At 44.3% G+C, this 14,495-nt stretch carries 17 protein-coding genes; 2 read left to right on the top strand and 15 right to left on the bottom strand.

All coding sequences use genetic code 11. The features are described 5' to 3' along the window. Window positions 1-203 precede the first annotated feature (203 nt). Complete coding sequence (locus tag NST13_RS14780) at window positions 204-2,312, top strand: hypothetical protein (RefSeq protein WP_342580925.1); 2,109 nt, start codon at window positions 204-206, stop codon at window positions 2,310-2,312. 340 nt (window positions 2,313-2,652) lie between these two features. Here the strand turns inward: NST13_RS14780 and NST13_RS14775 are convergent, their stop codons facing one another. Then, complete coding sequence (locus NST13_RS14775; protein ID WP_342580924.1) at window positions 2,653-3,057, bottom strand: single-stranded DNA-binding protein; 405 nt, start codon at window positions 3,055-3,057, stop codon at window positions 2,653-2,655. A gap of 289 nt (window positions 3,058-3,346) precedes the next feature. On the opposite strand from NST13_RS14775, the gene NST13_RS14770 reads away from it, so the two are divergent. Further along, window positions 3,347-3,772 carry a YwpF family protein gene (locus tag NST13_RS14770; RefSeq protein ID WP_342470294.1) on the top strand — a complete coding sequence of 142 codons (426 nt, stop codon included), beginning with the start codon at window positions 3,347-3,349 and terminating at the stop codon, window positions 3,770-3,772. A gap of 497 nt (window positions 3,773-4,269) precedes the next feature. Here NST13_RS14770 and NST13_RS14765 read toward each other — a convergent pair whose 3' ends face one another. The 14 genes from NST13_RS14765 to murA all read right to left on the bottom strand — a co-directional run bounded on the left by NST13_RS14765 (window position 4,270) and on the right by murA (window position 14,445). After that, a complete protein-coding gene (locus NST13_RS14765; protein WP_342580923.1) occupies window positions 4,270-4,626 on the bottom strand; it encodes a hypothetical protein in 357 nt (118 codons plus the stop codon). A 123-nt stretch (window positions 4,627-4,749) separates the two neighbouring features. Next, window positions 4,750-5,148: a hypothetical protein gene (locus tag NST13_RS14760; RefSeq protein ID WP_342470296.1), complete on the bottom strand. Its 399-nt coding sequence runs from the start codon at window positions 5,146-5,148 to the stop codon at window positions 4,750-4,752. Between the two features lie 209 nt (window positions 5,149-5,357). After that, complete coding sequence (gene fabZ / locus NST13_RS14755; RefSeq protein WP_342580922.1) at window positions 5,358-5,801, bottom strand: 3-hydroxyacyl-ACP dehydratase FabZ; 444 nt, start codon at window positions 5,799-5,801, stop codon at window positions 5,358-5,360. Between the two features lie 157 nt (window positions 5,802-5,958). Beyond that, window positions 5,959-6,318 (bottom strand): DNA-directed RNA polymerase subunit beta, encoded by a 360-nt coding sequence (locus tag NST13_RS14750; RefSeq protein WP_342580921.1) that lies wholly within the window; start codon window positions 6,316-6,318, stop codon window positions 5,959-5,961. Window positions 6,319-6,626: 308 nt separating this feature from the next. Beyond that, window positions 6,627-7,469 (bottom strand): flagellar hook-basal body protein, encoded by an 843-nt coding sequence (locus tag NST13_RS14745; RefSeq protein ID WP_342580920.1) that lies wholly within the window; start codon window positions 7,467-7,469, stop codon window positions 6,627-6,629. A 16-nt stretch (window positions 7,470-7,485) separates the two neighbouring features. Next, window positions 7,486-8,304, bottom strand: a complete 819-nt coding sequence (locus NST13_RS14740; RefSeq protein ID WP_342470300.1) for a flagellar hook-basal body protein — start codon at window positions 8,302-8,304, stop codon at window positions 7,486-7,488. Continuing rightward, complete coding sequence (locus tag NST13_RS14735) at window positions 8,238-8,477, bottom strand: hypothetical protein (RefSeq protein WP_342470301.1); 240 nt, start codon at window positions 8,475-8,477, stop codon at window positions 8,238-8,240. The genes NST13_RS14740 and NST13_RS14735 overlap by 67 nt, the downstream gene beginning before the upstream one ends. A 171-nt stretch (window positions 8,478-8,648) precedes the next feature. Then, window positions 8,649-9,647, bottom strand: a complete 999-nt coding sequence (locus NST13_RS14730; RefSeq protein ID WP_342470302.1) for a rod shape-determining protein — start codon at window positions 9,645-9,647, stop codon at window positions 8,649-8,651. 500 nt (window positions 9,648-10,147) lie between these two features. Further along, window positions 10,148-10,405 carry a sporulation transcriptional regulator SpoIIID gene (locus NST13_RS14725; RefSeq protein WP_016839306.1) on the bottom strand — a complete coding sequence of 86 codons (258 nt, stop codon included), beginning with the start codon at window positions 10,403-10,405 and terminating at the stop codon, window positions 10,148-10,150. 224 nt (window positions 10,406-10,629) lie between these two features. Beyond that, entirely contained in the window at window positions 10,630-11,298 is a 669-nt protein-coding gene (locus tag NST13_RS14720; protein WP_342580919.1) for a M23 family metallopeptidase, read from the bottom strand. A gap of 150 nt (window positions 11,299-11,448) precedes the next feature. Continuing rightward, complete coding sequence (gene spoIID / locus NST13_RS14715) at window positions 11,449-12,399, bottom strand: stage II sporulation protein D (RefSeq protein WP_342580918.1); 951 nt, start codon at window positions 12,397-12,399, stop codon at window positions 11,449-11,451. 136 nt (window positions 12,400-12,535) lie between these two features. Continuing rightward, window positions 12,536-12,724: a hypothetical protein gene (locus NST13_RS14710; RefSeq protein WP_342580917.1), complete on the bottom strand. Its 189-nt coding sequence runs from the start codon at window positions 12,722-12,724 to the stop codon at window positions 12,536-12,538. Window positions 12,725-12,766: 42 nt separating this feature from the next. Beyond that, window positions 12,767-12,898, bottom strand: a complete 132-nt coding sequence (locus NST13_RS14705) for a hypothetical protein (protein ID WP_342580916.1) — start codon at window positions 12,896-12,898, stop codon at window positions 12,767-12,769. 221 nt (window positions 12,899-13,119) lie between these two features. Then, the gene (gene murA / locus NST13_RS14700; RefSeq protein WP_342580915.1) at window positions 13,120-14,445 is read right to left on the bottom strand and encodes a UDP-N-acetylglucosamine 1-carboxyvinyltransferase; all 1,326 of its coding nucleotides are present in this window, start codon (window positions 14,443-14,445) and stop codon (window positions 13,120-13,122) included. Window positions 14,446-14,495: the final 50 nt, after the last annotated feature.

Genomic DNA, 14,495 nt, shown 5'->3' with positions numbered 1-14,495 from the left:
TGTGGATATAGCGATTTTGCTGGGGTTACATGAAATCGCTGGTATGAGATGCTTGGCACTTTGGAGTTCACTGGACTTTGAAGTGCCGGGCATTTTTTGTGCAGTGGGTTTTTTGATATAAGCTGGGGATCCATGATTTATCTGATCGAGTTGTTCGTAAACGCGCAGGTTAGTGATAAGTGTGGGATTCATCCGCGTAAGGAGTGGCGCTATCTAAGCAAGTTGGGAGTGTATCCGAGCAAGAGAGGGCGTCATCCGAGCAAGAGAAGGAGTTATCCGAGCAAGTGGAGCAGCCATCCGAGCAAGTGAGGGCATCATCCGAGCAAGTGGTGGAGTTATCCGAGCAAGATGAGGGATTATCCGAGCAAGAGAAGGGCTTATCCGAGCAAGTGATGGAACCATCCGAGCAAGTGATGGAACCATCCGAGCAAGAGAGGGAGCCATCCGAGCAAGATGAGAGATTATCCGAGCAAGAGAAAGGATTATCCGAGCAAGTGATGGAACCATCCGAGCAAGAGAGGGCGTTATCCGAGCAAGTGGGAATGTCACCTGCACAAAATGAAACTGTATGCGCACTAAAGAATGAACCATGCACACCAATCGGAACCCTATTCGCACTAAAGAATAAACCATCCGCACCAATCGGAGCCCTATTCACACTAAAGGCAAATCTATCCGCACCAATCGGAGTCGTATGCGCACTAAAGAATGAACCATCCGCACCAATCGGAACCCTATTCGCACTAAAGAAGGTACCATCCGCTCCAAATGAAGCCCTATTCGCACTAAAGAATAAACCATCCGCACCAATCGGAGCCCTATTCGCACTAAAGGCAAATCTATCCGCACCAATCGGAGTCGTATGCGCACTAAAGAATGAACCATCCGCACCAATCGGAACCCTATTCGCACTAAAGAAGGTACCATCCGCTCCAAATGAAGCCCTATTCGCACTAAAGAATAAACCATCCGCACCAATCGGAGCCCTATTCGCACTAAAGGCAAATCTATCCGCACCAATCGGAGTCGTATGCGCACTAAAGAATGAACCATCCACACCAATCGGATCCCTATTCGCACTAAAGAAGGTACCATCCGCTCCAAATAAAGCCCTATTCACACTAAAGGCTGATCTATCCGCACCAATCGGAACCCTATTCACACTAAAGAAGGTACCATCCGCTCCAAATGAAGCCCTACTCGCACTAAAGAATAAACCATCCGCACCAATCGGAGTCGTATGCGCACTAAAGAATGAACCATGCACACCAATTGGAACCCTATTCGCACTAAAGAAGGTACCATCCGCTCCAAATGAAGCCCTATTCACACTAAAGGCAGATCTATCCGCACCAATCGGAGTCGTATGCGCACTAAAGGCAAATCTATCCGCACCAATCGGAGTCGTATGCGCACTAAAGAAGGTACCATCCACACCAATCGGAACCCTATTCGCACTAAAGAAGGTACCATCCGCTCCAAATGAAGCCCTATTCACACTAAAGGCAGATCTATCCGCACCAATCGGAGTCGTATGCGCACTAAAGGCAAATCTATCCGCACCAATCGGAGTCGTATGCGCACTAAAGAATGAACCATCCGCACCAATCGGAACCCTATTCGCACTAAAGAAGGTACCATCCGCTCCAAATGAAGCCCTATTCGCACTAAAGGCAGATCTATCCGCACCAATCGGAGTCGTATGCGCACTAAAGGCAAATCTATCCGCACCAATCGGAGTCGTATGCGCACTAAAGAATGAACCATGCACACCAATCGGAACCCTATTCGCACTAAAGAAAGTACCATCCGCTCCAAATAAAGCCCTATTCGCACTAAAGGCAAATCTATCCGCACCAATCGGAGTCGTATGCGCACTAAAGAATGAACCATCCGCACCAATCGGAACCCTATTCACACTAAAGAATGAACCATGCACACCAATCGGAACCCTATTCGCACTAAAGAAGGTACCATCCGCTCCAAATGAAGCCCTATTCGCACTAAAGAATAAACCATCCGCACCAATCGGAGCCCTATTCTCACTAAAGGCAGATCTATCCGCACCAATCGGAGCCCTACTCGCACTAAAGAATGAACCATCCACACCAATCGGAGCCCAATTCACACTAATAAAAAATCTTCCGCACCAAAGGAAAAGACGGACCCCAAAGCTGAACCTATCCACGCCAAAACCAAATACACACAAAAAAGACTGCCCAGAAAGTCATCCTTTCTTAGACAGTCTGACAACTAACCATAGGAGGAAGTTAGATAGGTGTGTTCTGATTTCCTCGTTTATTCGTATGTAGCCTCACTTTACCTTTATCCAGTTATCATATTCAATTGTAATCATGATCCATTATGCATTACCATGTATCCCTTCACTGCTGGGCGGTCACAAACCAGCAGTGTTTTTCTCACCCCCCATTTTCTTTATTTGTACTCCCCTTCAAACTCCAAAACAATTTTAGGCCATTCCCATTCATTTTCCATTCCCAACAATTTTTTTGCCTTTCGCTCCAACAAAATCAACAAAACCTTCCATTGTAAAAGAAAACCTGCCACTATGTGTTACCCGGAATCCTTTGCTTTGCTAACCTCCACTTTTTCCTGCAAAATGCAACCATCCTCAAAACTCTCAGCCGATTTTCAAATTGAAGACCCTTGCGTAACTGGTAATTCTTGTTCCATTTCCGGAAGAACGAAATCCTTTTCAACTTCCGTTTGCTTATTTGGTGGCTTGAGTGAATAAAATCGGACATCATCGGCGACGACTTCAGTTGTATATACTTTTACATTTGCTTTTGTTAAATAGGAGCGTGATTGCAATCGTCCGTTGATTCCGATCAGTGAACCTTTGCCGCAATATTGGACGATCAGTTCCGCCAGCTTTCCCCATGCGGTAATGGAGACGAAATCGGCATCCACATCGCCCTGGCTATTGCGGTAATTGCGATTAACCGCCAGTACAAAACTCGTAGCCACACGATGTTCTCCAAATTCCCGAAGAACTGGATCTTTCGTTAATCGCCCGACTAGTCCGACATGATTCATCCATTCACCTCCTTTTTCTCAATCATAGCGGTAACCCCTTCTTTTGACAAAATCCCAAAATCAAGAAATGACCGCATTTTTCTATCTCAAACTTTCATTTTTCGAACGAAACAAATGTTCGTAAAATTTAACTCAAACTAGATCATGCCTGCTTTTATCCCCATTTTTTAAAAATGTCCAAAATAAAAGTTTGGCAATTTTTTAATTTTTTTCTTTACCCGATGTTTGAAAGAGTTCCTTTGCTATACTGATGAAAGAGGGCATTTCGATTATCATGGGAGGGAAACCTTTGAAAACTTTTAAAATGATTTCCTTTCAATTTGAACACGATGGTGTGGAAATCCCCCTGATCGACGGAATCATCATTAATCAGGAAAATCATGAAAAGACGTGGATTTTGGAGTTGTTTACAGAGCAGCCATATCGAAAGCATTTTGAAAGATTGTGGGAAACCCGGGAATCTTTTGATGTGCAAGTGACGATCACTTCCCCTGACAATGAACCCGCCCCCTTCACAGTGAAAGTGGAAACGATTGAAGAAATTGGAGATCGGCTTTCGGTTTTAATGAAGGGACATGTGCGAACGGTGCGGTTAAAATATGCGGAACAATTGTTGCAAACGTTGCTGGAGAAAAACTTATCAAAGGAAGAATTATTGAGTGAGTTCCGGAAAGGGATGAGGGAACGTCCATTATTGAAGGGGGAAAATGGCTGATTTTCTATCACGGATTTCAACAAGGAGCAGGCGTTATATTTACAGGTTTTGTGTCTTTCTCTATAAATATTATGAACATAGCGACACGGCCATATTTTATCTACAGTTTTTGTGAACATAACGCCAGAATTTGTGTCCATTTCGACACAGGCCATTTTATCTACAGATTTTTTGAACTTATCACCTGATTTTGTGTCCATTTCACCAGTGCCTATTTTATTTACAGTTTTTATGTCTCATATCACCTGATTTTGTGCCATTTCGCCAGTTCCCATTTTAATTTTATCTCCATTTCCCCCTTCTCCCCCCATCCAAACAAAGGGCGCTTGTCCAAAATCAAAACCCTTGAATCAAAAAATATGGAGCTATCCAAACCAGATAGCTCCGAAAAGGGCAAGGGGGATTTTTTGATTTTCTCGAGTCTAAAATACCAGAAGAGGCTTTGGACTTTGTCTCGTGGCTTCCTTTACCCCAGATGGGAACTGGATGCGCAACCATTATTCATCCTTCGTATCAGCGTCACGAATGTCTTTGGCATCCTCAACGATATCTTCCTGGTTACCGCGTTCATCCCCGGTTACACCTTTATCATCCGGCATGACGTCTTCATTGCGTAGGCCTTGGTTTGTCCGTTTGTCATTGTCATTGATGTCATTATTGATCGTGTCATTGTCAAGGGCATCATTGACTCCCTCACCGACATCTTCGACACCTTCTTTGACTCCTTCACCCACATCTTCTACGCCTTCTTCAACGTCATTGCCTACCTCATTGATTGCGTTCTCATCATCGTTATCATTACAGCCCACTAATAAAGCGGACCCTAACAATAACGCATAGATGAACGGTTTCATAAAAAATCCCCTCCTTTCTTCGCTAATCGTCACCTGCAAAGTGACTGATTTTAATTTGTGCGAAAAAAGAGGGAACTATCCATTATCGATTTTAGAACTTTTGCCATTTTCCGGATCAAAAGTTCATGGGCGTTCTTTTTCCTTCAATTGTTCTTTCAGTAGCTGTTCCACATAATGGGCTTCCGCTTTGCATCCATACGTATAATTCGTGCCCAGCTGTTTCTGCATTTTCTCGATGGTCTCAATTTGTTTTTTCGTCGGCTTTTCGTTCAAAATTTTGGCGATCACTTCGTCAATTTTATGGGCAATTTCTTCATGAAATTCGGGGCTCAGCAATATGTCCTGTGGCACTTTTTCAAACCATGCGGCATTTTCCAAAAAATATTGTTGCCATCTCTTCATGAATTCTTCCATTGAAAAACGGTCTTCATCCCAGCCGATGCTTGCCAAGTATTGCTCGAATGCGATCGAAATGGATCGTGTGATACTGATTTTTACGCCCGATGACAGCTGTTTATACATTCTAAAATAAAACCTCCTATGTTTAAAAGAGCCAAGGGTGCATATACTTCTCTCTACCTACAACCTAAAAAAATTCAACTGTTATATTTTATCTCTTTTGTAAATGAATTTCAAATTAAGGGAACACACTTATTATAAAAGGGTGCACAGTTCCAATCATTCTATTCATGATTGGAACCCTTTTGGACGTGTGTATTTCGGGAAGGAGTTTATTTTACTTTTGGTGCTTCCGGGCCGATTGCAAATAAAATGTCCGCTTCCGCAACGAGTTCGCCGTCAACCGTGGCAATGCCATGGCCTTTCCCCATCGAGCCGCGCAATTTGACAAATTCGACTTCCAATTTCAATTGATCGCCTGGCACGACTTGGCGCTTGAAACGGGCGTTGTCAATGCCTGTCAAAAATGCCAATCTCCCTTTGAATTGCTCAGTATTTAATAAAGCCACCCCTCCGACTTGCGCCAACGCTTCCACGATCAAAACGCCGGGCATTACCGGATAGCCAGGGAAATGGCCATTGAAGAAAGGTTCATTGATGGACACATTCTTGATGCCCACCACCCGTTTCCCTTCTTCCAGTTCAAGAATACGGTCCACTAATAAAAATGGATATCGGTGCGGTAAAATTGCCTGAATTTGTTCAACTTTCAACATAACATTTCCCCCCATTATCAAAATCAAGCATACGAAATAAGCGGCAACGCAACATGTTCCTCAGAATTTGAAGGCATCCGGACGCCAAAAAAGCGCCATTTCCAATATCAGCATGCATCATGAATTCAGCTTTCCACAAAAAAAGGCGGAGCATACTTTATTCTTTTCCGTTCATGATGTCCAGAATGTGCTGATATGTTTCCCATTTTAACGCATCCATCAGCTTGCCGTCACCAATGAGGCCGTAACCGATCATGAGCCCGAATATGGCTGCGAGCAACAACAGCACGAGCACAATGACAATCCGCAGCCAAATGGGAAACATTCTGGTGCGGTAAATTTTCAGGTTCTTTATGAAACTGTCGTCATTTGGCAGAGCTTCCTCATTCTTCTCGTTCTCTCTTTTATTCCGCTTCAGCCACTTTGAAAGTAGAACGCCCGATGCTTTTGGATCCTTCTCTTGCCGTTTCGTTCTTTTTTCCGTCAAAGTGGAGCCGCTTTTCATTTCGTTTGCCATTGTCTGTTCTCCCTGTTCATTCAAGTATTTTTGGTAAACGAATTTTGCCCATGGGTTCACACGATTATGAATGTGCCGTCAGAATCAACAGAATTCCGCCAGCATTTTTTCTGTTCGCATGATTCGTCATCGTTCTTGATAAAATAAACGCAACAGCCGCATCTAAAGTTTCGCCTTTGCGGGGTTGCCCGGGATCAAACGAACTCGCTTCATTCCGCGCTTTGCACCATTCGTCAAAGCGCGGATGAAGGATGAAACAAAGGGTTCGTTCATTGTTTCACAAGTACGGATTTCCCTGATCATGACCATTAACGGATTCCGTTGATCAACCCCAACATTTGGTCCGCGATGGTGATGGCGCGGGCATTAAATTGATAGGATTTTTGCGCTTGGATCAACTGGGTCATTTCTATGGCCATATTCACGTTGGACAATTCCAATTGATAATTTTCAAGGCCGATATTTTGGCGGGCATTTCCCTGCATATCCGTCAAAACATCGTTCAATTCGTAGCCCAATTCATTCAAGTTATCAGGCACGTCTATGTATTCGTCGGAAATCTTCATCATCAGTTGTGGCAAATGGATTTCAGTGACACCCAACAAAAAGGCTTGCTGCGTGCCATCCTCCAAATTGACGACCAATCTGCCGCCATTCTCGAGGGAAAAACTGCTCACCTCTTCATCGAACACGATCGGGTTTCCATCGATGTCCGCCACTGCATAGCCGTCCGCATTGACGAGCATCATTTGCCCATTATTCATCGGGGTTGCATAAAAATCGCCTTTTCGTGTATACACCACATTCATGTCGCCGTTTTCATCCGGCATTAAAATATTAAAATATTGGCGCGCATTATTGAATGCAAAGTCCAATGGGCGGTCCGTCGTCTGCAACGTTCCTTGGGCATTGTTTGTTTGGATTTGCGAAATTTTCGCACCGACACCGTAGCGGATTCCTTGCGGTGTCAATCTCGGTGACTGCTCATCTTTTCTCGTGTTGTGGTATTCCTGATACAGCATTTCGGAAAAGCGGGCTTCTTTCGCTTTATACCCGTTTGTGCCGATGTTGGCGATATTGTTGCTGATCGTGTCGATTTGAAGCTGGATTTGATTCAATGTGTTGGTAGCCGTCAGCATTGTCCGTAGCATGTTTCCGCCTCCTTCCTTATACTTTTCCTATTTCATTGACCGCTTTGTCCATGCTTTTGTCATAGGCTTGGACGACTTTTTGGTTTGCTTCGAAGGCGCGGTATGCCGTCAGAAGTTCCGTCATCGATTGCGCCGCATCAACATTGGAACCTTCCAAGAACCGCTGTCTGATGGAAAACGTGACATCGCCTTCTGCAAAGGCGGAAGGCAACGCTTGTCCGTCCTGTGTCCGGAACAATCCATTGTCCTGTTTCACCAGGTCATTGGCATTTGGGGCAAAAGCCACCCCGATTCTCGCCACCTGTTGTCCGTTTACGTACACGGCACCGTCTTCAGTGACTTGGAATTCTTCATTTGGGAGCTGGATGCGGTCTCCGTTTTCGGATAAAACGTAATATCCGTCCCCATTCACCAAATAGCCTTGTCCATCCAAAGCAAAGTTCCCGTTTCTTGTATAGGCCTCGCCTCCATCCGGATGGGCCAGACGGAAAAAGATGCTGCTCCCCGCAGGAAGGTTGCCGTTCATCAAGGCAAGGTCAGTATTGTAATCCGTTTCGTAAACATTGCCTTGCGCAAAGTTCGGCATTGTTTCTTGCAAGTAAATGCCGGTTGAAAGATTGCCGATCGGGCGGATCAAGTTCAGGTTTAATCCTTTTTTCGTCGGAACATTGGTATCATCAATGGCGGACATGAGCATTTCCGGGAATGAGCGGATCGTTGTCTGCTCCGCTTTGAACCCCGGTGTGTTCGCATTCGCCATATTGTTCGTCAAAATTTCCGTCTTTCTTTGCTGCGCCAGCATGCCGGAAGCTGCCGTATAGATTCCTCTAAACATGCTCTTTCCCCCTTCATTTGGTCAAAATGCCTCTCCTTTTTATATCGGTGGGAAGTCGCCAATCGATTATAGTTCGTTTTTCGCTTTCCACGGATTTTTGCAAGATCCTTTTCCTTCATCATTTCCGGGAATGTGCGGATAGAATGGATGCAATGGTGCCATGAATAAGTCATTTTGCCCATCATTTGGATGAAACTTAGAATCACTAAGTTTTCTCAGGTCGGATGCAACTCGGGAATTGCCGCGTTTCTACCCGCATATTCATGTCGTTTTGGATGAAATTCGGCTGTTTCTTTTTCCAGCCGAGGGTTCGCTTATTTCGTGTTGGAACGCTGGAAGTGAAGTTAAAATCTTGAACCAGGTGAACGGTCGATGTTGTCAAGCATGATACCCGTTCCGATGGCCACGCAGTCCATTGGATTATCCGCAACAAGCACCGGCACTTTCAATTCTTGCATGAGCAATTGGTCCATGCCATGAAGCAATGCGCCGCCGCCTGTCAAAATCACGCCGCGGTCAATGATGTCTGCGGATAATTCCGGCGGCGTTTTTTCCAATACATTTTTCGCGGATTGAACAATCAATTGGACAGATTCATGCAATGCTTTTTCAATTTCGGCGGAATGGATCGTGATGGTGCGCGGAAGTCCTGTCACCATGTCGCGTCCGCGGATTTCCATCGATTCATCCCGGCCGCCAGGGAAAACCGTTCCGATGTTGATTTTAATGGCTTCCGCCGTACGTTCACCGATCAACAGTTTATATTCCTTCTTAATATATTGAAGAATATCATTATCGAACGTATCTCCTGCCACTTTGATAGATTCGCTCGTCACAATATCCCCCATGGAAAGCACCGCGATATCTGTCGTACCGCCGCCGATATCGACCACCATGTTTCCGCTTGGTTGGAAAATGTCCATGCCTGCACCGATGGCAGCCACTTTCGGTTCTTCTTCCAGATACACTTTTTTGCCGCCTGATTTTTCAGCCGCTTCACGAATCGCTTTCTTTTCGACACTTGTGATGTTTGTCGGGCAGCAAATTAAAATGCGGGGTTTTGAGAAGAATCCTTTTACATCAAGTTTATTAAGGAAATGTCTTAACATCGCTTCCGTCAAATCGAAATCGGCAATAACCCCGTCTTTCAATGGACGGATGGCCACGATATTTCCTGGCGTACGCCCTACCATTCTTCTAGCTTCTTCACCAACCGCCAGCACTTTGTTGGTTTTTTTGTCGATTGCCACAACGGATGGTTCGTTTAGAACAATTCCCTTCCCCTTCACATAAATCAGTACATTAGCAGTTCCTAAGTCGATCCCTATATCCTTTGAAAACATGATAATCTAATTTCTCCTTCCAACATTTTGCGACTCTATTACTACGTTCATAATTTATACATTTTATCTAGAATATTTTATCATAATAAAATCTTATTTACAGCTTTATTCTGGGGGAATTTGACGTTTTTCACCGTTTTTCTACAAATTGTTCAAAATTTAGCTTCGGGTCAATATTGACTTTATAAAATCATTATTCTCTGAATAAAATCACAATCTTTGCGCCAAAAACCGGAAATATCGGACTGGATGAATGGAGTTTCCGCCTTGTGAAAATGCAGCCGCACGAGGCGGAATTGCCCCCGACGTTGCCGCAAATCCATCTTGGATAAACACAACCCTTATGGGATGGAAAGCGTCCGCGCATCCTTTATAAGATGGAAAACGCATACATTTTCGCTTCATATACACCCGATCCGTCTTGCGGCCGTCTTCCGCCCCAGGATGAAATGAAAAAGCATTCAGCCTGACTTCTGGCCAAAGTCAAACCAAATGCCTTTTCATTGTTTTTTTTGGGACTGCCACTTTCTACGTGTCGCCTCGCCCCCCCGCAAATGACGAACGGATTTGTGGTAGGCTAATATTTCTCTCACTTCTTTTGCCAATTCTTCATTCACTAATTGTAGCCGCTCTGTTAAGTCTTTGTGCACCGTACTTTTGGAATATCCTGTCATTTTCGCAAGGACCCGAACCGTCTCACCCGTCTCCACAAGCAGCTTTCCCAGTCGTACGCAACGGTGCCGAATGTGCTCGTGCACGTTCTCTTCCTTTCTCTCGGATATAAGAAGTGCAGTTTTGCCTACAATAAACAATCTATTTCGACGTTTTTCTGATACATGTATTTCATTGACGTTTGCAATCAGCGATTTAACGTTTATTCACCATATGTATGTTCCAACTTTTTCAGAACTTTTTTTCCCGGGAAAGTCAAAAGCGCAGCCTGGAAAGACGGGTGTTTCCGTCCAGGCTGCGCTTTCGTTTGTTAGAAGTTTAAATAATTTCTTGGATTTACATGTTTTCCATCTTCCAACACTTCAAAGTGGAGATGGATGCCGGCAGTCGGATTCCAATCGTTTTCCGTTGTTGTGGCGATTGGTTGGCCTTGTTCCACCAAATCCCCTTTTTTCACAAGGATATCCGTTACAGAGCTGTAGTGTGTTTCCATTCCGTTAGGGTGTTCGATGATGATTTTATTTCCAGTGAACGCATCCAGCTTCACTTCTTTCACTTCACCGCTCATTGCAGCCAGTACTTCGAATGGCTCATTGTTGATGGAAATGGAAATTCCAGAGGATGTTGTGAATGTTTGATCGAATACAAGCAGCGCATTTTCGCGTGATTTCGCATCCGCGTTGATATCATAGAAATCTTGCAATACTGTCACATTTTCCAGCTGGCTTTCATCAAATGGATATTTGAGCGTTTCCGTGCGAGCGTTTGTTTCAATGACCGGTGATTGCTCTTCCTGTGCAGTCGGTTCAGCCACCGTGTCACTTTCTTCTTTGCTTGTGAGTACGGAATAAGTCACAATTAAGACAATAAGTACTGCTGCAATGCCCCCATATATTGCCGGCCAAAACCATGGTTTTTGTTGCCAGTTCGTTTTTGGATTTTGAGAAGTATTATTTTGTTTGTTGTTGTCTTCTCTCATTTGTTCATCACCTCAATATGAAGGATGAACAAGTTTTGGAATTTCTAAACAAGTTTTTTGGAAATTTTCACTATTTTTTGCATAAACTTTTTCCAGACGTAATATTTGTGTAGTAAGGTGCTTTCAGTTACGTTTCCCGCTTGGCGGCTCTCATTTCGTACACATCATTTTTTCAATGGTTGTGTCTTTGTAGTAATGGGCGAGGATTTCATGGGCGGTTCTTCCCTGTTTCGCCATCGCATCGGCTCCGTATTGGCTCATGCCCACACCATGTCCGTAGCCTTCCGTCGTAATTTCGATTTTGTTATTGGCCACTTGGATTGTAAAATCGGTCGAACGCAAGTCCAACAAATCGCGGAAATCGCGGCCCGTCCATTCTTTGTTGCCGGATATGACTTTCTCCACCCTCCCCGTGTTGTTCAGTTTGGTACGGATTTTTTTGACCTCGTCCAAGGTCATGTTGACTTTTAATAGACGATTCCATTCTTCCAATGTCAACGTCTTTTTCGTTAAATAGTTTTCCGCCTGAAAATCCGCGCTGGCGACGGATTGAAGATACGGCAAATCAACCCCGCTGTAATTTTTGGAGCTTTCCGTCCTGCCGTTGCTCATGGAGTGGAACATGGCCGTAATCAGTTCGCCGTTGTATTTCAGCACTTCTCCTTTCGTACTTTCTACGGCTTGTCTGATTTTTTGCTCGTTTTCGTCAAAAGTGGTCTGCCAATTGGCTTTTCTCGTATCTTCATCATAAAATACTTGTCTCAGCACAGTCGGCTCGATCGGGGTTTGGCCATAGTTCGTCGATTTCAGCACGTAAGTTCTTGCGGCGATGGCCTGGGCTTTCAGGGCTTCCGGATGAAAGTTGGCCGGCATTTCCGCCGCCACGACCCCGACCACATATTCTTCCAGTGGAATTGGATCCTTCTGGCCGGAGATGCGGATGAAAATATTGCAATCTTCCGTCGTCACCAACGGCCCTGACGCTTCTTTCAACGTTTTTTCGGAGTTTTTGAATAGAAACGGGAAGAAAAACAGCGCTGCGACAAATAATGTGATGGAAATCATGATTGCCAGGTTTTTGTGATGATCTATTCGTTTCATACATATTACTTATGATTGGAGAAAGGGAAATATATCTTTTTTGTGGAAGTTTTTTATTATTCATTCTTAGACTGATTTGAAATGGGATCAAAAAAACGCCCGAATGTTGCGCTAGTTTCGGACGCTCTTTTCCAAATCAGTTTCCTTTATCCCCTTTTTTCCATTGGTACGGCACGTTTGCCCAGTTGAAAAGCAGCATGAACAAGAAGGCCATGAAGCTTGATCCGAGATTGAATCCCCATTGAATTTCTTTCGACATGATCCACTGCACAAACGATAATGCTAGAAAAAAGGAAACTGCGTAAAGAATGGCTTTCTTTATCATCTTTCCCGCCCCCTATCAGAAATGCATAGTTTTTCAGTCATTTCATCTATGCTTCACAGCTACTGCAAGTTTTCCATTTTTCCGATGAATACTCCCGATATATGCGGAAGATTGCCGTTCAATAACGCCCCAATCGTTTCTTCCAATGATGCCGCTTTTTAAATTATTTTTCATCTCCATCCCTGCCAACACTTTTTACTTAAATATATCAACCCCATCCACCGGAATAAAGACAAAATTTTCAAAAAATAACCGGCTTTTCAATCCGGCTGCATCATCCAAAAAAATAAAACGACAAAACCTCTTGAACAGGATTTTGTCGTTCTAAGCATCTCTCTATGAATAAATGAAACACGCCCATCATATGGTACATTAGAAAAATAGAATGCCCGAAATTAAACATTCAGCGTAGTCCCTGTGGCAACATTCGGTTTCTTTGAATCCGTTTCCGATGAATCGCCGGAAACGCGCTCAATATTTGCCCCAAGCGCACGCAATTTCTTCTCGAAGTTCACGTAACCCCGATCCAAATGATACAGCTTCGTTACACGCGTTACTCCATCCGTCGCCAATCCAGCCAAAATCAACGCTGCTGCCGCACGCAAATCCGTTGCAGCCACTTCCGCACTTTGCAGTTTCACCGGTCCTTCAATAAACGTCGAACGGCCTTCAATTTTCAATGACGCATTCATGCGGCGAAACTCTTCCACATGCATGAAGCGGTTTTCAAATACCGTTTCCGTAATGATGCTCGTTCCATAAGCCGTCAGCATCAACGCCATCATTTGCGCCTGCATGTCTGTAGGGAATCCCGGATATGGCATCGTTTTCACATCGACCGCCTTCAAAGGATCTTTCGCACGTACCCGAAGTCCATTGCCTTCTTCCGTGATTTCCACGCCCATTTCACGCATTTTGGCAATCAGTGCGGTCAAATGTTCCGGAATCACATTTTCAATTAACACATCACCACGGGTAATCGCAGCGGCCACCATAAATGTCCCGGCTTCGATCCGGTCAGGAATGACATGATGAATCGTACCGTGCAGTTCTTTCACACCTTCAATGCGGATTGTGTCAGTTCCAGCCCCCATGACACGACCGCCCATTTTATTGATGAAATTGGCCAAGTCCACAATTTCCGGTTCTTTTGCCGCATTTTCGATCACTGTCGTACCGTCAGCCAATGCGGCAGCGGTCATAATATTTTCCGTTGCGCCAACACTTGGGAAATCCAAATAAATATTTGCCCCTTTTAAACGGTCCTGCACTCTTGCTTCCACATATCCATGGCCCGTCGTAATTTTCGCGCCCATTGCTTCAAAGCCTTTCAAATGCAGTTCAATCGGCCGGGAACCGATTGCGCAACCGCCCGGCATGGCAACGCGGGCATAGCCGTTTCGGGCAAGCAATGATCCCATCACCAAAATTGAGGCGCGCATTTTACTGACATAATCGAATGGTGCTTCACTTAATAAAGGTTTTTCTGCATTTATATGAATCTCATTATTTTCAACGTCATATTGTACTTCGGCATTTAAACTTTTCAATACTTCATTTATCGTATGAACATCCGCCAAATTTGGGACGTCTTTTATTACACTTGTATTCTTCGAAGCTAACAATGAAGCAGTTAAAATCGGCAATACAGCATTCTTTGCCCCTTCTATTTTAACTTTTCCTTGTAATCTTCGGCCTCCTGTAACAATCATTTTCTCCACAAATCGTCCCTCCGAATCCATTATCCAAAGATGCCTTACGCATTTAGTCA

Source organism: Ureibacillus sp. FSL W7-1570 (assembly GCF_038593265.1).
Lineage (GTDB): Bacteria > Bacillota > Bacilli > Bacillales_A > Planococcaceae > Ureibacillus > Ureibacillus suwonensis.
Note: the sequence above shows the minus strand (reverse complement) of the source record. Positions and strands in the feature narration are given on the sequence as shown.